Below are 18,144 nucleotides of genomic sequence, written 5' to 3'. Positions count from 1 at the left end.
CGCCTTTGCCACAGACGGGCACAGTGGGTCCGACATGCCGGAATGTGCAGCGTGCGGTCAGCCCCGGTCGGCTCGCCGATCGCGCTCGGCCTCCTTCAGGATGCCGGCCATGTAGCCGTAGATCTCCTTGTCGGACATCGCCTTCCACCGGGGGGCCAGCAGCTTCGTGTACTTCTCCACGTACAGCAGCTGCTTTCCGACGAGGACGAGCTCGCGGGGTAGGCGGGCGTCATGGGCCTTGGCGACGGCGGCGAGTTGCCGTCCGAGGTCGGTGTAGGACATCGAACCGAGCTCGGCGGTCGACAACGGCGTCGTCACCTTCTTGATGTCCTCGGCGCCCTGGGACGTCGAGCCCGGTTTGTGCACGGCGCCGAGGAGGAAGATGGCCCGGCCCGCGGACTCGTGGTCGCCGCGCACCACGAGGTCGACGACGAGCTGGCGGAGGACGCGTCGAGTGCGGGGAGTGAACCGCCCGACGATGCCGAAGTCGAGAAGGACCAGCTTGCCGGCATCGTCGACGAGGACGTTTCCGGCGTGCAGGTCGCCGTGGAACAGGCCGCCGTGGAACGCCGAGTCCAGCAGGGACAGAAGGAGATTGCGGCACAGCGCGACACCGTCGTGCCCGGCGGCGCGCACTGCCGCGGCGTCGTCGATGCGGGTCGCGTGGATTCGTTCCATGGTCAGCACGCGTTGCGTGGTGAAGTCGTCGTAGACGCGGGGGACGCGCACACGGTCGCCGTACGGTCCCGGCTGGAGGCAGGCGAACCACTCGCGCATGGTGTCGGCCTCGATACGGAAGTCCAGCTCGGCGTCGAGCCCGGCCGCGAAGTCCTCGACCACGTGCCGCGCGCTGAGCATGCGTCCGTACTCGGAGATCTCGGCGAGGCCGGCCAGGCGCTCGAGGATCGCGACGTCCGGGGCCAGGCGGTCGGCGATGCCCGGGCGCTGGATCTTGACCACCACCTCCTCGCCGCCGGGCAGGGTCGCGGTGTGCACCTGGGCGATCGACGCGGAGGCGATCGGCACCGGGTCGAACGAGGCGAAGACCTCTTCGGGGCCGCGGCCGAGTTCGGCGATGAACTGTTCGCGCATGAGTGCCGGGTCGGCCGGCTTCACCCGGTCCAGCAGCGATTCGAACTCGGCGGACAGGGACTCGGAGAACACACCGGGACTCGAGGCGATGAGCTGCCCGAGCTTCACATACGTCGGCCCGAGGTGTTCGAAGGTGGTCCGGATCTCGTGTGCGACGCGGGCGGCGCCGGGTGCGCGACCGCGCACGGCGTCGCCTGCGGTGTGGAGGACGAGGCGTCCGACGCCCGCGGCCGCGTGAGCGGTGGTCGTCCCGAATCGCGTGAGCTCGGCGATGGGGGACACCGGGTGCAACTGCGTGCGCTGACCGTCGTCGACTGAGCTGTTGATCGTCACCGTCGGTCATTGTAACGATCATCGCCGACGGATCCAGTGGCCTCGCGCCCCGATGGACAGCACCCGCGACGCCGCGACGTGCCGTTATGGCAAGGAGAACGCGCGGGGGGCAGACTGGCGGGCGTCGGACACATGCATCAGCCCGCATCTGTTCGTGTGTCGTCGGTGCGTTGCGCATCGCCCATCTGCCACCCATCGAATGTGTACCGAGGAGTCCGCATGCCCACCACGGTCAACGCCTACATCGCCCCGGCCGCCGATCGTCCGCTCGAACCCACCACCATCGAACGACGCGACCTGGGCCCGCACGACGTGTCGATCGACATCGCGTTCGCCGGGATCTGTCATTCCGACATCCACACCGCCCGCGACGAGTGGGGCGGGACGAAGTTCCCGGTGGTGCCCGGCCACGAGATCGCCGGGACGGTCGCGGCTGTCGGCGACGACGTCACCCGGTACGCCGTCGGTGATCGGGTCGGCGTGGGCTGTTTCGTCGACTCGTGCCGCGAGTGCGAACCGTGCCGGCTCGGCGAGGAGCAGTACTGCGAGCGGGGCAACGTGGGCACCTACAACGCTGTCGGCCGCGATGGGACACCCACGCACGGCGGATACAGCACGTCGATCGTCGTCGACGAGAACTACGTCCTCCGGATTCCCGACGGCATCGCACTCGACGAGGCAGCCCCGCTGCTGTGTGCCGGGATCACGCTCTACTCACCGCTGCGGCACTGGGGTGCCGGCCCGGGAAAGAAGGTGGCGATCGTCGGCCTCGGCGGGCTCGGTCACGTCGGGGTGAAGATCGCCCACGCGCTCGGCGCCGAGGTGACGGTGCTGTCGCAGTCGTTGAAGAAGATGGAGGACGGTCTGCGCCTCGGAGCCGACCACTACCACGCGACGGGCGATCCGCAGACCTTCCGTGAACTGCGCAGTTCGTTCGACCTCATCTTGAACACCGTGTCGGCCAACCTGCCGATCGGAAAATACCTCGGCATGCTCGCTCTCGACGGCACGCTCGTGGAACTCGGGCTGCCCGAACATCCGATCGACGTGCCCGCGGGTGCGCTGATCGGGAAGCGGCGCAGCTTCGCCGGCTCGATGATCGGCGGCATCGCACAGACCCAGGAGATGCTCGACTTCTGCGCCGAACACGGCATCGGTGCCGAGATCGAGGTGATCTCCGCGGACCGGATCAACGAGGCCTACGACCGCGTCGTGGCCTCGGATGTGCGCTACCGCTTCGTGATCGACACCTCGACGCTCTAGTACGGCTCGGTGACGGTCGGCCGTCTCCGCGCTCGGTCGGTGTCCCGCCGGGTTTGCCCGCTGTGACGAACGGGAACCCGTCCCTCCGACAGAGGCACCACCGAGCGACACCAACCGGAGGGTCGACGCACACGATGACCGAAGAACTACCCATGGAGCCGGCCGAGACCGGTACGCCGGACGCGACGCCCGACGACGCTCGACGCAAGGTCGACGAACTCGAGGAGCGGGCTGTCGACGAACCCGACACGGACGAGCAGGTGGACCCCTCCGCCGCCACCGCACGCGACGACGAGGACGACCCGAACTCGCCGGCGGCGGGGGAGTCCGAACCGCCGGACTGAGAGCACCACTTCGATCATGACGGCAGGGCACATGACCAGCCAGAAGCGTGACCACGGGCGGGCCGGTGCGCTGCGCATCGTCGCCGAACACGGGCTGCCCGCCACCCTGATCGAGCGCGGCGAGGAACGGTTCGAGCAGATCGCCGACGAACTGTCGCTGGAGTACCGGGGCCACACGGTCACGAAGGACACCACGCTGCAGATGACGCCGCGTGGTGATCTGGAGACGGTCTGGGGCACGGAGGACACGGCCGACGAGGTGATCGTGTTCGTCACCGAGATGCCGCGGCTCTACCGGCCGCGGGACGGCGACGACGACCGGAGTCCCCGCAATCTCGTGGTGCTGGCCGAACTGGACCGCGAGCGCAACGCCGCCGTCGTCTCGCTCCACGCGCTCGGCCCCGCACCGCGGCGAGCGCTGCGGAGCGTGATCGCGACCATCGCCGGGGCGATGACCGGTGATGACTCGGTGCCCGGGTTCGAGCGGCAGCGCGGCATCGTCGTCGTCCGTGAGGACAACACCGAATACGTCTGCGCCCAGGGCTATTTGCGCCGACTCAAGCTGATGGCCGGAATGGTCCGGGGAAACCGGCCGTGGCGGCTGATCCCGACTCTCACGGGCATGACGGCGGCGGCCGCGGCCGCGGCGTCGTTCGGCATCTTCTTCTCGACCATCTGGTCGATGGCCAATGCGTTGAGCGCGTGGCGTCTGGCCGCGATCACCCTGCTGTCGTTGGTGCTCGCCTCGGTCTGGCTCATCGTCAACAACCGGTTGTGGGAACGCGCGGCGGTCACCGCCAAGCCGCGCGCCCGTCTCTACAACATGGCCACGGCGTGCACCGTCGTGTTCAGTACGGTGGTGCTCTACGCCGGACTGTTCGTCGCGACTCTTGCCGCGGCGCTCATCGTCATCGAGGAGAACTTCCTCGCCGCACAGCTGGGTTATCCGGTGGGCCTACGGAATTACGTGTACCTGGCGTGGCTGGCGACGTCGATGGGGATCTTCGCCGGCGCCCTGGGTTCGAGTGCCGACAGCTACGACGATGTCCTGCGTGCCACCTACGGCTATCGAGAGCGGTTGCGACGCCAGGCATCCGAGGCCGCGGGTCATCGAACCGACACCGAGATGCGCTGACCGACAGCGGGTTCGATGACCAGCGGATTGCGTCAGTTACCTCTCCGACGCGGAGGACCTCATGGCCGAGGCGACCGGTGCCGGGATGGCGTTCTTCTCGACCTGCGGCAGCGCCCGTCGGTGAAGGCAGCGATGATGGCCGTCCCGGGTGGCGGAAACGGCGAGTTGCTCATGCACGCGGACGACGAGCAATTCCGAAAAGAACGCGGACATGAATCTGCCGACGCCGCCGACGACGAGCTGGAGACGATCAGAGTCGTCCGGTGATCACTCGTACGCCGGGAAACCGTTGTGTGACAGCAGCTGCGCGAGGTGTGCCGCGTTGCGGGCGGCGGCATGGGTCGCCGAGTCGACCGGATCCGGGACCGCGTCGAGGTCCTTGTAGTCGCGGCCGCCCATCGCCTCGTCGTTCCAGCTTTGAGATGTGCAGGTGATCGCGAGTGCAGTGGTCATGCCGGCGAATACCGAACCGACGTGGACACAACCCTCGTCAGCTCGCGTGGTTCTCCGCGAGCATCGCCAAGCGTTGCAGGCACTCGTTCAGACGCGGGGACATGACGGTCTCCTGGATCGTCGGCGGAATCCACCTGAGCGGCACGGTCTCCACGAACTCCTCCATGCCGATCAGGGAACCGTTTCCGTCCTTCTCCACGGTCATGCGAATGCGTGCCCGTCCGAAAGGCCAGCCCGCCGCCGACAATTCGAGGAGCCCGGCCTTCGACTCGACGGATGTCGTCTCGTCGTTCAGCAGAGCCGGCCACACCCCCACCGAGTGGTGGATCTTCGACCCCGCCTGCGGCCATGACTGATCGACATCGCGGATCCGGGAGGCACCCACCACCCACGATGCATAGAGCCAACCGTTGGAGAGCACCGACCAGACCTGCGCCGGTGTTGCGCTCGTGTGGCGTTCGACTCGGTTCATGCTCCGGTCTCCGTTCAGTGGTTGTAGTCGGTCTTCGTCAGGCGACGGATGACGTTGCGGTCGAACACTCGTCGCGGCAATCCGCGGAGACCGTCCGAGCCGAGGGCGGCGCGTGCGGCGTTGTTGCCGCAAGCACCATGCACTCCACCGCCCGGATGCGCTCCCGACCCCGCCAGGTAGAGACGATCCACCGGCGTCGACGCACCGCCGAGGTTCGGCGTCGGGCGGAAGATCAACTGCTGGAACAGTTGTGCCGTACCACCGTTGACCGTCCCGTGGACGAGACTGGCGTCGGCGGCCTGCAGGTCGTGCGGGGTCTGGACATGCCGTCCCACGATGAGGTCGGAGACACCGGGCGCGTGGGCTTCGAGCACGGCGTCCATCCTGCGGGCCAACAGCTGGGCCGCCTCGTCGTCGGTCACCCCGCGTGGTAGATGGCTGTACGACCATGCGCTTTCCGTGCCGGCGGGGGACCGACCCGGGTCGGCGGTGGTCATTTGTCCGAAGAGCAGGAACGGATGCTCCGGGACGCGACCGGTTTCGATGTCGGCGGTCCCGTAGGCGATGTTGCGCGCGTCGGCGCCGAGGTGGATCGTGCCGGCTCCGCTGAGATTGGTACTGCGCCACGGAATCTTCTCACTCAGCGCATAGTTCACCTTGACCACCGGGGTGTCCCAGGTGAAGGTCCGCAGGTCGTCGAGGACGCGCGCGGGCACGTCGTCGGCCGAGAGCAACTCGGTGTAGAGCGTGGGCGCTGCCACGTCGGCGAGGACGGCGCGCTTCGCCGGCCATCGGCGGCCGGTGCTGTCCACGACCCCGGTGGCCCGCCCGTCCTGGACGTCGATGTGTGTGACGCGCGTGCCGCAGACGACGGTCACCCCGGCGCTCTCGGCGCGGCGTCGAAGGGCCGCGGGCAGCGCGCTCGCCCCGCCCACGGGTACGGGATATCCGGTGTCCTGGCCGAGCATGGTCAGCAGATACCCCATCATTCCGCTGCCGGGGGCGTGGAGCGGGATGTCGGCGTGCAGGGAGTTACCGATGATGAGCAGACCGGATTTCTCACTGTGGAAGAGTTCCCGCACCATCTGATCGGCCGGCAGGATGAGGAACCGGGCCAGGCGCAGGGCGTCGGCCGTGCCGAGCGAGCGAAGGAGCGACAACAACGCGCGGACCGGGGGGAACGGACCGAACAGGATGTCGAGGATCGCCGGCCGGAGTTGTTCCCACTGCTCGACCAGGTCGAGCCAGGCGCGCCGGTCACGCTCGTCGAAGGTGGCCAGGTGCGCTGCGGTGTCCGCGGCGTCGGGGAAGACGACCGGCGCGTCGACGTCGTCGGGCCCGGCGGGGTGGCCGAAGGCGAGCGGGGCGCGGCTCCACTCCAGTCCGTGATCGGCGAGGTCGAGGTCCGCGAAGACCGGGGACGCGACCGCGAGTGGGTAGAAGGCGCTGAACAGATCCGTCACGTAACCGGGGGTGAGTTCCGCACTGCGAATCGCGCCGCCGACTTCGGGCTGTGCTTCGAGGAGCGTCACATCCCAGCCGGCATCGGCGAGGCGGATCGCGGCGATGAGGCCGTTGTGACCGGCTCCGATGACAACTGCGTCCGACACGCTCACCGGTCGGCTCCTCTCGTCGGTGTCACCCTGGTCCGGGCCCGTTCGCCGGGTTCTTCCGTCCGGTGCGCGGGATACCCGCCGCCCCAGAGGGTAAACGCGAACGGCACACGAGGATGGTGAACCCGCGCGGCCCGACGGCGCCTCGCGTGGTGGCCGGTGGTGATGTGTAGTGCCCCGGCACGGGGGTAGTCCGCCGGGGTGACGAACTCGTCTGACCTCCGGTCGCGACTCCCGGACCTGCCGTTCCCGCCCGAACAACTGTGGCGTCCGCAGGTCTCCGACCATCGGTTGCGCCGACGATGCGCCGGCCGGCCGGTGGTCGTCACCGGCGCCGGGGCGGGGATGGGCCGGGCGCTGGCGCGACGCCTGGCCCGCTCGGGCGTCGAGCTGTACCTGGTCGACGTCGACGTACCCGCTGCGCTGGAGACGGCGGGTCTGTGCGACTCCGGTGTCCGGGTGCACGTCGACGAGGTCGATGTCTCCGACGCCGACGCGGTGGCCGCACATGCCGACGCCGTCGTCGGCAGGTCCGGGGCACCGGCGATGGTGTTCAACAACGCCGGGATCACGATGGTGGCCGGGGTTCTCGAGGAGGACGACGACTACGCGCGGCGCATCATGTCCGTCAACCTGGGCGGTGTCGTGAACGGCACGGTGGCCTTCCTCCCGCACCTCGAGGCGGCCGGCAGCGGCTCCATCGTGAACACCTCGAGTGCGTTCGGGCTCCTCGGCTCGCCTGCGCAATCGGCGTACTCGGCGTCGAAGTTCGCCGCTCGCGGGTACTCCGAGACCGTTCAGCAGCAGCTGCGGGCCGACGGCTCCGGGGTTCGGCTGCATGTGGTGCACCCCGGTGCCGTCCATACCGAGATCGCCACCCGCGCACGCTATGTGACACCAGGGGTGCGGGACTTCGTCACGCGCGGATTCAACCACCGCCTGCCCGGGACCAGGCCGGAGGCGGCGGCCGCGGCGATCCTGCACGGCGTACTGGCGGGTCGCGACCGCATCCCCATCGGATTCGACGCGCGCGCAATCGATCTGGGAGTGCGCCTGCTGGCCGGCGCGGTACAGCGGCCGGTGGCGACGCTCACCCGGCCGGTCTTTCGGCGGATCCTGGGGGACGCCGCTCTCCGAGAGACCCGGCCCGGCGCCGTCGACGGGGCGTCGCGTTCGCGATGAACTCGGCGTGGCGACGTCAGTCGTTGTGTGAAACCAGGTTTCGCGTCGCCGGACCTTCGAGGACCTCGCCGGTGTGACTGAACCGCGAACCATGCAGCGGGCAGTCCCAGGATTGCTCCGCGTCGTTCCACCGCAGCACCCCGTACAGATGCGTGCACAGCGGCGCCACCGACCGCGTCTGACCCTCCACCGTGCACCGGCCCTCGGGTGTGATGCCGGAGCGTCCGACGGTCCCGTCACCTTCCTTCGGCGCCGCGCCGGTCGGCTTCAGCAGCGAGAGATAGCCGCCCGCCAGATAGCCCGCAACCTGTGCGTTCGCCGACGCCGCCGAGATCAATGATCCCGGCCGGCTGATCTCGGTCGTCCGCCACGGACGCAGTGTCGCCGACCACGGGGGCTCGGTTCCGAGGATCCGTCCGGTCATGGCGAGTGCCGCGGCGACCCCGTTGGTGAGACCCCACTTGGCGAAACCGGTCGCCACCTGCACCGAGTCGACGCCCGGGAGAATCGGTCCGACATAGGGCATCTCGTCGATGGTCGTGTAGTCCTGGGCCGACCACCGCGCGACCATCTGGGCGCTGGGGAAATGCTTCTGGGTCCAGCTCAACATGTCCAGGACGTGCTGTCGTTCGGACTTCGTCCGGCCCACCTCGTGCCCGAACCCGCCGACCATCAGCAGCTCCCCGTCGTGACCGGGGCGCCGGACCGTCCGCAGGGAGACCGACGGGTTGTCCGAGCCCAGGTACATCTCGCGGGGGATCTCCCCGTCGACGGTGAACGCGGCGGCGTAGGAGCGTTGCGGGTGGACCCGCGCGAAGAAGCCGCCGCGGTCGAGGAAGGGTTGCCCGGTCGCGATGATCACCGAGTGGGCACGCACGTCACCTGCGTCGGTCGTCAGCACGTTCGGTGAGCCGTGGCGGAGTCCTTGCGCGCGAACGCCCTCGTAGAAGTGGCCGCCGTGCGCGCGGAGGTCGTCGGCGAGGGCGCGCAGGACGACCATCGGGTCGATCTGCGCCTGGCCGTCGAGGCGGATCGCGCTCCGAACGTCGAAGGGCAGCTCGGGGCAGTCCACATGCTCGACCGGCAGATCGTGGGCGCGGCACGCCTCGTACTCCTTCTCGACCGACTTCGCGCCGGACGCGGTGGCCGCGAACGTGAGCGCCGCCCGCTCGTCGACGGGTAGCCCGCGGTGCTCCAGGTAGTGCCGCAACCACGCCTGGGCTTCGCGATTGGCCTCGACGTAGTCCTGAACGGCCGCATGACCGTGGCGGCTCGCGATCGACGACAACCGGGTGCCCTGCAGCAGGGACAGTTTGCCGGTGGTGTGGCCGGTCGCCGCGGCACCCATGTGCCGTGCCTCGAGGACCGCGACCGACTGACCGGCGCGGGCCAGGAGGAGACCGGTGGTCAGGCCCGTGATCCCGCCGCCGACGACGATCTGGTCGAAGGTGTCGACGACGTCGATCGGCATCGTCTCCGGACGGACATCGGGCAGGTAGTCGGGGGCTGCCTCGCCGGCGGGGTCGAACCAGAGGGTTTTCATGGTGTCCGGGTTTGCCTCGGGAGGAGGTGATGAAACATCGCGGCCGGGGTAAGGTTTTCGACTGGGAATCGAAAACGTCTGCGCGGTGTTGCCCCGGAGACGCGCGGTGTCGGACGCCGCGGCGAGAGGCGGTTGACATGAGCGGGTTCACACGGGAGCCGGTCGGGACCGATCAGACGGTCCACGCCGACCTGGTGGTGGTGGGTGCCGGTATCGCAGGTCTCACCGCCGCGCTGTGGGCTGCGCAGGACGGCCTCCGGGTCGTCGTGCTCAACAAGGGGCCGCGATGGGACGCCGCGAGTCGGGAGCAGCCGACCTCCACGTTCTACGCCCAGGGCGGTGTCGCAGTGGTGATCCCCGGGGCGGCGGGGCCGGAGGCCGCCGACTCGGTGGACCGCCATCTCGCCGACACGGTCGCCGCCGGCGGCGGACTCACCGACCCGACGGCGTCGGGACTCATCCTCGCCGACGGGTGGGAGTCGGTGTCGGCGCTGATCGGCTGGGGTGCCGAGTTCGACCGGGACGTCGACGGTTCACTGCTGCGGACCCGCGAAGGCGGTCACACCCGACGGCGCATCATCCACGCCGGGGGCGATGCAACCGGTGCCGCGATCCAGCGGGCCCTGCACGAGGCCGTCCGGCACTCCGGCCGCATCGGCGGGGGCGTCCCGCCGATCCGCTTCCTCGACGACACGATCGCCACCGCGGTTTACGTCGACGACGGGCGTGCCGTCGGCGTCGCGTGTCTGCGGTCGGGGCGTGCCGCGTCCGTGCTGGCCCCGACCGTGTTGCTCGCGACCGGGGGAACCGGGCACCTCTACGCCGCCACCACCAATCCGGCAGGTTCGACGGGTGACGGCATCGCCCTGGCGTTGCGCGCCGGGGCAGAGGTGGCCGACCTCGAGTTCATCCAGTTCCACCCGACGATGCTCTACACCGACGGCGCGCGGGGTCGCCGGACGCTCATCAGCGAGGCAGTGCGCGGGGAGGGCGGCCGACTCGTCGACATCGAGGGCCGGTCGGTCACCGAGGGTGTCCACCCGATGGGCGATCTCGCGCCCCGCGACGTGGTGGCCGACGCCGTGCAGACCGCGATCGAACTCACCGGGCACCCGTGCGTCTATCTCGACACGAGCGGCGTCGTCGACTTCGAGGACCGCTTCCCGACGGTGACCGCCGGAGTGCGCGCGGCCGGGCTGGATCCCGCGTCCGGCCGTATCCCGGTCGTGCCGGGAGCCCACTATCTGTGCGGGGGCGTCGTCACCGACGAGTCGGCCCGCACCGCGGTGGACGGACTGCTCGCGGCCGGCGAGGTCGCGCGCACCGGGTTGCACGGCGCCAACCGCCTGGCGTCGAACAGCCTCCTCGAGGGCCTGGTGATGGGCCGACGCGCAGCCGCGGTGGCGGTTACCCGGCGTGGGCTCCCGCTTCCGCAGGCCGGTCGCCGGCGGGCCGAGCAGCCTGTCCCCATCCTGGATCGGGACGTGCTGCAGGACGTGATGACGCGGGAGGTGGCACTGCGACGGTCCGCCTCGGGGCTCGACGCGGCCGCCGACGCGATCGCCGCCGCGCCCCGTCGGCCGGCGCAGTCGGTACGCGATGTCGAGGACGCGGCGCTCACGCTCACCGCGGCGGCAGTCGTCGCCGCGGCGGCCGCGCGCACCGAGTCGCGAGGCGCGCACGTCCGCACGGATCACCCGCTGACCGCCGACGTGGCGGAGTCGCGGGCGTTCCGCGTCGTCGACGGCGAACTGCGCGAGGCGCGCCCCGCAGTTGCGACCGGTTGACGTGACCGGTTCGTCGCGACCGGTGAAGTCGATGCGGGCGGGCGCCGCCGGCGTTGGATTGGCGACGATGACCCAGATCTCAGCAGACGGTTCGGGGTGCGATGGCAGCCCCGGTCACGACGACCCGGCCATCGCGACGCCCGAACGGATCACCCTGGACCTCGGACACGTCACGCTGCATGCGCTGGCCTGGGGTCCCGTGGCCGGGCCGGTCGTCGTCTGTCTGCACGGGTTCCCCGACTCGGCATGGACGTGGCGGCATCTCGGTCCCGAACTCGCCGCCGCCGGACATCGGGTGATCGCTCCCTTCACCCGTGGCTACGCTCCGTCGGAAATACCGTCGGACAATGACTTTCACGTCGCCGCGCTCGCCTACGACGCGGTCGCGGTTCATCGCGCCACGGGTGCGGGTGCCGACGCGGTGTTGATCGGGCACGACTGGGGCGCGATGACGGCGAACGCCGTGGCACATCGCGCCGACAATCCGTTCGCGGCGGTGGTCTCGATGTCGGTGCCGCCGGTCCCGGCGGTACGACGCTCGCTCGCCGGAGGGATCGACGGAGCCAAGACCCTCGTCCGTCAGGCGTTGATGAGCTGGTACATCGCCTTCAACCAGGTGCCGTGGTTACCCGAACGGGTGCTCCACCGGCTGATCCCGCTGCTGTGGCGTCGCTGGCGACTGAACTCGGGCGCCGGCGCGCGGCCCGACCACCGACTCGACGTCGACCTCGCTCTGGCGGCGCTGCCCACTCGTGCTCACCGGACGGCGGCGCTCGGGTACTACCGCGCGCTCCGCAGGCCGCGGACCCATCCTCGCTACGCTGCGATGCGGGACGACTGGCTGGGCGAACCGCGTTGTCCCACGCTGTATCTGCACGGAGCCGACGACGGTTGTATGCAGTCGCGCCTCACCGACCACGTCCGAGAGGTGCTGCCGGCCGGCAGCGCGGCCGCGGTCGTCGCCGGAGCGGGCCATTTTCTGCACCTCGACCGGCCGGATGAGGTGCACGGGAGGATCCTGGCGTTCGTCAGTTCAGACGCGCGGGGCCAAGAGGGTGGCACCGGACCGGCCCGCTTCGTAGACTGACCCGCGGGATCTTCACCACAGAGTGGCCACGGGGGGCCGGCCACCGCGGAAATGCATGCCGGGGGGCTTGCTACCGGGCGGCACGAAGCCGACGGGCACGAGAAGACGACCGTGCGCGCCACAGTGGTGTGGTCGTGCGAAGATCTCGCGGCGATGCAAGGCATGAAGGGGAGTCCGTATGAACGGCGAGGGCTGTTGGTCGACGGTGGTGTGCCGGCCGGCCGAACGCGCGGCGCTGGGACTGTCGGGTGACTCCGATTGGTTGCTGCAGTGCCGGCTGGCGATCGGTCACCGAGGTAATCACGCCACCGATGCGAGCACGCATCCGCGGCATGACCGGCGGCTGTGGCTCGAATGGAACGACTTCGACGACCGCGCGCAGTCCCTCATCGAACGCAACCCCTGCCCGGTGCCGTCCCCGGAGGGCGCGGGCTGCGTGTTCTTCGCCGGGCACGGCGGCCCGCACTTCTATGCGCGCAGCAACGGGCACGCTCCGTCGGTGATGAGCGGCGCGGGCGCACCCGATCCCCGGACCGTTGCGCCTGATCGCGGCGTCGACCCGCTGCGTCAGTCCCCGCCGCAAGCGGGTTCGTCACGGATGGGGTCGCACCGCCTGCCCGACTCTCACCCGGCCGCGTCGCTCGCCGCGCAGCCCCCGGCGTCGGACGACCCGGAACCGAACACGTCGTATCGCGGTGGACGGCGCTCGACCAACGTCGAGCCGCAGGTCGTCGACGACTATCAGGGTCGACGTCACCGGGCCGACGGGTATGACGTCGCCTACTCTCCGGACCCGGTGGACCCTGTCGACGGACACGACCGCGGCGGCCCGGTTGTCGGCGGTCCGGGATCCCGGCCGGCCGCCCTCACGCCGGGGAACCTCCCGGCCGTATCCGGGCCCGACCACGGTGCACCGGGTTTCGACGCCGCACGAGTGGCGGCCATCGGAGCCGCACTCGACGAGGTGGCCGGCGCGCTGGCCAAGTTGGCTGCCGCGCTGCGGTCGTAGTTTGCTCCCTCCGGTTCGCTGAGCCCTTCGTGGCTCGCTGCGCTCGCACCTCAGGGAGCACGAGGATCGCTGCGCTCGCCGATACGGTAGGGGGGTACCGTTATCGGCGCCACGGTGGTATACCTGGTCGAGCATACCCTTGAGGGGTATCCGGACGGGAGAATCATGGACGAGCACCAGCACGGTTACATCGGCCGGAAGGACGACTACCTCCGCCGACTCAAGCGCATCGAAGGTCAGGCACGCGGACTGCAGCGCATGGTCGAGGAAGACACCTACTGCATCGACATCCTCACGCAGGTGTCGGCGATGACCAAGGCGCTGCAGGCGGTGAGCCTCGGTCTGCTGGAGGAGCACATGGCCCACTGCGTGGTGCATGCCGCGCAGGAGAGCGACGAGGCCGGCAAGGCCAAGGTCGACGAGGCCATGGCCGCGATCACGCGCCTGGTCAAGTCCTGACCGACCACTCACATACTTCGACAATCCGAGGAGCACGCGCATGAGCACCACCAGCACTTACACCGTCACCGGCATGACCTGCGGCCACTGCGCAGCGTCGGTCCGTGAGGAGATCGAGGCCCTGCCCGGCGTGACGAGCGTCGAGGTGACCGTCGACGACGGCTCGGTGCGCGTGTCGGCCGATCGTGAACTCGGCCGAGACGAGGTCGCGATGGCCGTCACCGAAGCCGGCTACGTGCTGGTCTGACCATGAGATCCGCCGCCACCGGGCCCCTGGCCTACGTCGTCGCGCTGATCGCGGTCTTCGCTCTCGCGTTCGGCGTCGGCCGCGCATGGGGTCCCGACGTCGAGCCGGTGACGCACGATGCCCCCTCGCATGGCGTCGTGGTCACCGACGAACCGTCATCGAACCCACACGGAGGTGATCACCCATGACCGCGAGCACCGGGCAACTGGTCGACCTGGACATCTCCGGAATGACGTGCGCATCCTGCGCCAACCGCATCGAGCGCAAGCTCAACAAGCTCGACGGCGTGACCGCGACGGTGAACTACGCGACCGAACGCGCCCACGTCGAGGTGCCTACGGGTCTGGCGGCCGGCGACCTGGTCGAGGTGGTCCGCGCCGCCGGTTACGACGCGTCGCCGATCGTGGCGGACGCGCCTGCGTCCACCGCCGACACGGACACGGCGGACGCCGACTCCCGCGACCCCGAACTGGACGCCTTGCGCCAACGGTTGATCGTGTCCGCGATCCTCTCGGTGCCGGTGATCGCTCTCGCGATGGTCCCGGCACTCCAGTTCACCTACTGGCAGTGGCTGTCCCTGACGCTCGCCGCTCCGGTCGTCGTGTGGGGTGCGTACCCGTTCCACCGGGCGGCCTGGATCAACCTGCGTCATGGTGCGACGACGATGGACACCCTGGTCTCCGTCGGGACCCTGGCGGCGTTCGGATGGTCGCTCTACGCGCTGTTCCTCGGGACTGCGGGCACTCCCGGCCTCACCCACGGCTTCGACCTGCTGCCGCAGCGGACCGACGGCTCATCGCACATCTACCTCGAGGCCGCGGCCGGCGTCACGACCTTCTTGCTCGCGGGCCGCTACTTCGAGAAGCGCGCCAAGCGCCGTGCGGGGGACGCGCTCGCCGCCCTGATGGATCTCGGTGCCAAGGACGTCGTGGTTCGACGTCCCGATGGTGCCGAGTCCCGGATACCCATCGGACAGTTGACAGTCGGGGACGAGTTCGTCGTCCGGCCCGGCGAGAAGATCGCCACCGACGGCGTGGTCGTCGAGGGCGCGTCGGCGGTCGACGCGTCGATGGTGTCGGGCGAGTCGGTGCCCGTCGAGGTCACCACCGGTGACGCGGTGGTCGGCGCGACGGTCAACACCAGCGGACTCCTAGTCGTCCGGGCGACCGCCGTCGGTTCCGACACTGCGCTCGCCCAGATGGCGCGCATGGTCACGGCGGCGCAGGAGGGCAAGGCCGACGTCCAGCGACTGGCCGACCGGATCTCGTCGGTGTTCGTACCGATCGTGATCGCGATATCGATTGCCGCCCTGGGCTTCTGGCTCGGCGTGGCGTCGACGACCGACTTCGCCGGTGGCGATGTGACCTTCGCGTTCACCGCCGCCGTTGCCGTCCTCATCATCGCGTGCCCGTGTGCGCTGGGGCTCGCCACACCGACTGCTCTGATGGTCGGCACCGGGCGCGGTGCGCAACTCGGGATTCTGCTGAAGGGACCCGAAGTGCTGGAGTCGACGCGACGTGTCGACACCATCGTGCTGGACAAGACGGGCACCGTCACCACCGGCGAGATGACTTTCGCCGCAATCACCGTCGTCGACGGTTACGAGACCGAGCAGGTCCTGGGCTGGGCGGCATCGGTGGAGTCGGGATCGGAACACCCGATCGCGGCGGCCATCGTCGATGCCGGGCGTGACCACATCGACTCGCGGGTCCGCGATTTCGTCTCCACGCAGGGCGCGGGCGTCGCGGGGATCGTCGGTGACCGACTGGTGACCGTCGTGTCACCGAGCAAGGTGGGCGTGGCGTTGCCAACTGCACTCGACGACGCGGTCGCTGCCGCCGAATCCGACGGCGCGACCGCGGTCGTCGTGCTGGTCGCCGAGTCCGACGCCGAAGATGCTGCCGGACAACCGGTTCCCGTGGGAGTTCTCGTGGTGGCCGATCGGGTCAAACCGTCGTCGGCCGCGGCGATCGCCGAGTTCCGGCGGCTGGGGCTGACGCCGAAGCTGCTCACCGGCGACAACGAGGGCGCCGCCCGCGCCGTGGCGTCGATCGTCGGGATCGACGACGTCACCGCCGGCGTCAGCCCGCGCCGCAAGCTGGAGGTGATCGCCGAACTGCAGGAGCAGGGGCATGTGGTGGCGATGGTCGGCGACGGGATCAACGACGCCGCCGCACTCGCGCAGGCCGATCTCGGCCTCGCGATGGGCACCGGCACCGATGTCGCGATGGCCGCCAGCGATCTGACCGTCGTGAGCGGCGACCTACGCGCGGTGGCCGACGCCATCGCCCTGGCGCGTCGAACCCTCGGCACCATCAAGGGAAACCTGTTCTGGGCGTTCGGGTACAACGTCGCGGCCATTCCGCTGGCCGCCGCCGGGCTGCTGAACCCGATGATCGCCGGCGCGGCGATGGCGCTCTCGTCGGTCTTCGTCGTCGGCAACAGCCTGCGTCTGCGCGGGTTCACGCCGAAACGCTGAGCGGAATCCGCCCTCCTCGGCGCCACCGACGACTCTCCGTCGCCCGCGGGTTGCCGGAGGGCGGTTGTCAGCCGGTTACGTCACGCGCTCGTGGTCACCCGTGCCGCGGCACGGCGCCCGGCGCGTCGGCCGAAGTACGACCCCTCGCCCAATTGCGTTCCACTGCAATAGCCCTTGCAGTCCTGGGCGATGTTGGTCGCACTCGCGCCGGCCGCGTAGAGGCCGGTGATGACGGTGCCCGATTCGTCGAGTACCTCGCCGTCCAACGACGTCGCCATGCCGCCCATGGTGAAGCCGGCGTACATCGCCTTGCCGAGTGACAGGTCGTAGGCCGCCCACGGTCCCGTGTCCTGTGGCTCGAGGAATTCGGCGGCCTTGTGGAAGTCGGGGTCTTCCTTCTTTGCGGCGTTCTCGTTGTAGCGGGCCATGGTCGCCTGCAGCTTGCCCTCGGGGATGCCGAGGTCTCGCTCCATCTCCTCGATGGTCTCCCAGCCGTCGATGAGCGGCACCAGATAGTTCTGCTTCTCGTTCATGTGCGACTCGTTCACGATGAGGTAGGCCACCGAATCGGGTTGCTCGAGAACGAATCCCGATGTCCGCGCGTGGTAGGAGTCCTCGGTCACGAACCGCTCGCCGTACTTGTTGACGATGACGCCCATGACCATGCTCGCGGGTGGGTAGATGGGCGCGGTGATGAACGCCTTGTCCATGTACTTCAGTGCGGCGCCCACGGATCGGCCCATGCGCAGGCCGAGGCCGTCGTCGTAGGTGTTGCCGAGCACGAACGGCTTCTCGGCGAGATGAGGGGTGTGTTCGGCCACCATGTCGGGATTCATCACGAAGCCGCCGGCGGCGATGATCACCGAGTCCGCGCGGATGACACCTTCGGCGTCGGGCGTCTTCCACGTCACGCCGACGACCGCACCCTGCTCGTCGACGACCAGCTGGCGGGCACCGGTCTCATACCGGACCTCGGCACCCAACTCGTCGAGGCGGGTGACGAGCAGATCGATGACCAGCTTCGCGCCTCCGGTCTCCCCGGGTACCGGTACCTTGTGCCCGCGCGGTGCCGGAACGGCCTGGTCCTTGAACGGCCAGACCTTCTCGTTGCCGGTGAACATCAGTCCCTCGGTGCCCGGCTGGATCACGGCTTTCTCCGGATAGAAGCTGCGCTCGAAGGTGAAGCCGAGTCCTTCGAGCCAGTTGAAGTGGTCGACGCTGTCGACGCAGTAGGCGTGGATCTTGTCGGCTTCGGGATCGATCGACACGGCGGTGAGGTACTTCTCCATCTCTTCGACGGAGTCCTCTTGGCCGGTGGCCTTCTGTACTGCGGTGCCGCCGCCGAGGTAGAAGAACCCGCCGGACAGCGATGTGGTGCCGCCCGGAGCCGCGGCGCGCTCGAGCAGGAGCACCCGCGCCCCGTTCGCGGCGGCCTCCGCCGCGGCGCATCCGCCGGCGATGCCGAACCCGATCACGACGACGTCGACCTCGTCGGAGAACTCGCTCACCGAATCGAGTGCGACGGTCTCCGGGATCTCGGTGCTGGTAGCCATGCCGCTCAGATTAGCCGACAAACTAGAACCTGTTCTAGTCTTGGTAACGATTGATGGTGCGGACAGATCGCCGAGTCACCGGCGGGTCTCGGA

The 18,144-nt window shown here is 69.4% G+C and carries 18 protein-coding genes; 12 read left to right on the top strand and 6 right to left on the bottom strand.

What is annotated here, in order from left to right:
* Positions 1-57: 57 nt before the first annotated feature.
* Positions 58-1,425: an ABC1 kinase family protein gene (locus ABIC25_RS14160; RefSeq protein ID WP_354561951.1), complete on the bottom strand. Its 1,368-nt coding sequence runs from the start codon at positions 1,423-1,425 to the stop codon at positions 58-60.
* 219 nt (positions 1,426-1,644) lie between these two features.
* On the opposite strand from ABIC25_RS14160, the gene ABIC25_RS14155 reads away from it, so the two are divergent.
* The 4 genes from ABIC25_RS14155 (at position 1,645) to ABIC25_RS24950 (ending at position 4,434) form a co-directional block, all read left to right on the top strand.
* On the top strand, positions 1,645-2,688 hold the full coding sequence (locus ABIC25_RS14155; RefSeq protein ID WP_211540673.1) for an NAD(P)-dependent alcohol dehydrogenase: 1,044 nt from the start codon (positions 1,645-1,647) through the stop codon (positions 2,686-2,688).
* Between the two features lie 134 nt (positions 2,689-2,822).
* Positions 2,823-3,032, top strand: coding sequence for a hypothetical protein (locus ABIC25_RS14150; protein ID WP_101820002.1), 210 nt, complete (start codon positions 2,823-2,825; stop codon positions 3,030-3,032).
* A gap of 31 nt (positions 3,033-3,063) precedes the next feature.
* Complete coding sequence (locus ABIC25_RS14145; protein WP_354561949.1) at positions 3,064-4,167, top strand: hypothetical protein; 1,104 nt, start codon at positions 3,064-3,066, stop codon at positions 4,165-4,167.
* A gap of 120 nt (positions 4,168-4,287) precedes the next feature.
* On the top strand, positions 4,288-4,434 hold the full coding sequence (locus ABIC25_RS24950) for a hypothetical protein (RefSeq protein WP_435529078.1): 147 nt from the start codon (positions 4,288-4,290) through the stop codon (positions 4,432-4,434).
* Here the strand turns inward: ABIC25_RS24950 and ABIC25_RS14135 are convergent, their stop codons facing one another.
* Genes ABIC25_RS14135 through ABIC25_RS14125 form a run of 3 tightly spaced genes read right to left on the bottom strand, consistent with a single transcriptional unit; the run spans position 4,435 to position 6,708 of the window.
* Positions 4,435-4,620, bottom strand: coding sequence for a hypothetical protein (locus tag ABIC25_RS14135; protein ID WP_435529079.1), 186 nt, complete (start codon positions 4,618-4,620; stop codon positions 4,435-4,437).
* Between the two features lie 37 nt (positions 4,621-4,657).
* Complete coding sequence (locus ABIC25_RS14130) at positions 4,658-5,092, bottom strand: SRPBCC family protein (RefSeq protein ID WP_064570526.1); 435 nt, start codon at positions 5,090-5,092, stop codon at positions 4,658-4,660.
* A gap of 14 nt (positions 5,093-5,106) precedes the next feature.
* On the bottom strand, positions 5,107-6,708 hold the full coding sequence (locus ABIC25_RS14125) for a phytoene desaturase family protein (protein WP_354561948.1): 1,602 nt from the start codon (positions 6,706-6,708) through the stop codon (positions 5,107-5,109).
* 342 nt (positions 6,709-7,050) lie between these two features.
* On the opposite strand from ABIC25_RS14125, the gene ABIC25_RS14120 reads away from it, so the two are divergent.
* Positions 7,051-7,887: an SDR family NAD(P)-dependent oxidoreductase gene (locus ABIC25_RS14120; protein ID WP_435529084.1), complete on the top strand. Its 837-nt coding sequence runs from the start codon at positions 7,051-7,053 to the stop codon at positions 7,885-7,887.
* A 16-nt stretch (positions 7,888-7,903) separates the two neighbouring features.
* On the opposite strand, the gene ABIC25_RS14115 is transcribed toward ABIC25_RS14120, so the two are convergent.
* Entirely contained in the window at positions 7,904-9,430 is a 1,527-nt protein-coding gene (locus tag ABIC25_RS14115; protein ID WP_354561946.1) for an FAD-dependent oxidoreductase, read from the bottom strand.
* Positions 9,431-9,567: 137 nt separating this feature from the next.
* Between ABIC25_RS14115 and nadB the strand changes: the two genes are divergently transcribed.
* From nadB to ABIC25_RS14080, 7 genes are all read left to right on the top strand, one after another.
* Positions 9,568-11,217, top strand: coding sequence for an L-aspartate oxidase (gene nadB, locus ABIC25_RS14110; protein ID WP_354561945.1), 1,650 nt, complete (start codon positions 9,568-9,570; stop codon positions 11,215-11,217).
* Positions 11,218-11,284: 67 nt separating this feature from the next.
* Positions 11,285-12,304 carry an alpha/beta hydrolase gene (locus ABIC25_RS14105; RefSeq protein ID WP_354561944.1) on the top strand — a complete coding sequence of 340 codons (1,020 nt, stop codon included), beginning with the start codon at positions 11,285-11,287 and terminating at the stop codon, positions 12,302-12,304.
* A 178-nt stretch (positions 12,305-12,482) separates the two neighbouring features.
* Entirely contained in the window at positions 12,483-13,313 is an 831-nt protein-coding gene (locus ABIC25_RS14100) for a hypothetical protein (protein WP_354561942.1), read from the top strand.
* Positions 13,314-13,478: 165 nt separating this feature from the next.
* Positions 13,479-13,772 carry a metal-sensitive transcriptional regulator gene (locus ABIC25_RS14095; protein ID WP_004020389.1) on the top strand — a complete coding sequence of 98 codons (294 nt, stop codon included), beginning with the start codon at positions 13,479-13,481 and terminating at the stop codon, positions 13,770-13,772.
* A gap of 40 nt (positions 13,773-13,812) precedes the next feature.
* Complete coding sequence (locus tag ABIC25_RS14090; protein WP_101820010.1) at positions 13,813-14,019, top strand: heavy-metal-associated domain-containing protein; 207 nt, start codon at positions 13,813-13,815, stop codon at positions 14,017-14,019.
* Positions 14,020-14,021: 2 nt separating this feature from the next.
* The gene (locus ABIC25_RS14085) at positions 14,022-14,207 is read left to right on the top strand and encodes a hypothetical protein (RefSeq protein ID WP_101820011.1); all 186 of its coding nucleotides are present in this window, start codon (positions 14,022-14,024) and stop codon (positions 14,205-14,207) included.
* Positions 14,204-16,498 carry a heavy metal translocating P-type ATPase gene (locus tag ABIC25_RS14080; protein WP_354561941.1) on the top strand — a complete coding sequence of 765 codons (2,295 nt, stop codon included), beginning with the start codon at positions 14,204-14,206 and terminating at the stop codon, positions 16,496-16,498. The genes ABIC25_RS14085 and ABIC25_RS14080 overlap by 4 nt, the downstream gene beginning before the upstream one ends.
* Positions 16,499-16,578: 80 nt before the next feature.
* Here ABIC25_RS14080 and ABIC25_RS14075 read toward each other — a convergent pair whose 3' ends face one another.
* Positions 16,579-18,051 (bottom strand): FAD-binding protein, encoded by a 1,473-nt coding sequence (locus ABIC25_RS14075; RefSeq protein WP_354561940.1) that lies wholly within the window; start codon positions 18,049-18,051, stop codon positions 16,579-16,581.
* Positions 18,052-18,144: the final 93 nt, after the last annotated feature.

The sequence above is a fragment of the Gordonia sp. PvP123 genome (assembly GCF_040547295.1).
GTDB classification, from domain to species: domain Bacteria; phylum Actinomycetota; class Actinomycetes; order Mycobacteriales; family Mycobacteriaceae; genus Gordonia; species Gordonia terrae.
The sequence above is the reverse complement of the archived record's forward strand: the minus strand, read 5'-3'. Positions and strand labels throughout refer to the sequence as shown.

Excerpts from the sequence above, each read along its gene's own strand:
- ABIC25_RS14155 (WP_211540673.1), top strand. The coding sequence starts at position 1,645 with ATGCCCACCACGGTCAACGCCTACATCGCCCCGGCCGCCGATCGTCCG.
- ABIC25_RS14150 (WP_101820002.1), top strand. The coding sequence starts at position 2,823 with ATGACCGAAGAACTACCCATGGAGCCGGCCGAGACCGGTACGCCGGAC.
- ABIC25_RS14145 (WP_354561949.1), top strand. The coding sequence starts at position 3,064 with ATGACCAGCCAGAAGCGTGACCACGGGCGGGCCGGTGCGCTGCGCATC.
- ABIC25_RS14135 (WP_435529079.1), bottom strand. The coding sequence starts at position 4,620 with ATGACCACTGCACTCGCGATCACCTGCACATCTCAAAGCTGGAACGAC.
- ABIC25_RS14130 (WP_064570526.1), bottom strand. The coding sequence starts at position 5,092 with ATGAACCGAGTCGAACGCCACACGAGCGCAACACCGGCGCAGGTCTGG.
- ABIC25_RS14120 (WP_435529084.1), top strand. The coding sequence starts at position 7,051 with ATGGGCCGGGCGCTGGCGCGACGCCTGGCCCGCTCGGGCGTCGAGCTG.
- ABIC25_RS14115 (WP_354561946.1), bottom strand. The coding sequence starts at position 9,430 with ATGAAAACCCTCTGGTTCGACCCCGCCGGCGAGGCAGCCCCCGACTAC.
- nadB (WP_354561945.1), top strand. The coding sequence starts at position 9,568 with ATGAGCGGGTTCACACGGGAGCCGGTCGGGACCGATCAGACGGTCCAC.
- ABIC25_RS14105 (WP_354561944.1), top strand. The coding sequence starts at position 11,285 with ATGACCCAGATCTCAGCAGACGGTTCGGGGTGCGATGGCAGCCCCGGT.
- ABIC25_RS14100 (WP_354561942.1), top strand. The coding sequence starts at position 12,483 with ATGAACGGCGAGGGCTGTTGGTCGACGGTGGTGTGCCGGCCGGCCGAA.
- ABIC25_RS14095 (WP_004020389.1), top strand. The coding sequence starts at position 13,479 with ATGGACGAGCACCAGCACGGTTACATCGGCCGGAAGGACGACTACCTC.
- ABIC25_RS14090 (WP_101820010.1), top strand. The coding sequence starts at position 13,813 with ATGAGCACCACCAGCACTTACACCGTCACCGGCATGACCTGCGGCCAC.
- ABIC25_RS14085 (WP_101820011.1), top strand. The coding sequence starts at position 14,022 with ATGAGATCCGCCGCCACCGGGCCCCTGGCCTACGTCGTCGCGCTGATC.
- ABIC25_RS14080 (WP_354561941.1), top strand. The coding sequence starts at position 14,204 with ATGACCGCGAGCACCGGGCAACTGGTCGACCTGGACATCTCCGGAATG.
- ABIC25_RS14075 (WP_354561940.1), bottom strand. The coding sequence starts at position 18,051 with ATGGCTACCAGCACCGAGATCCCGGAGACCGTCGCACTCGATTCGGTG.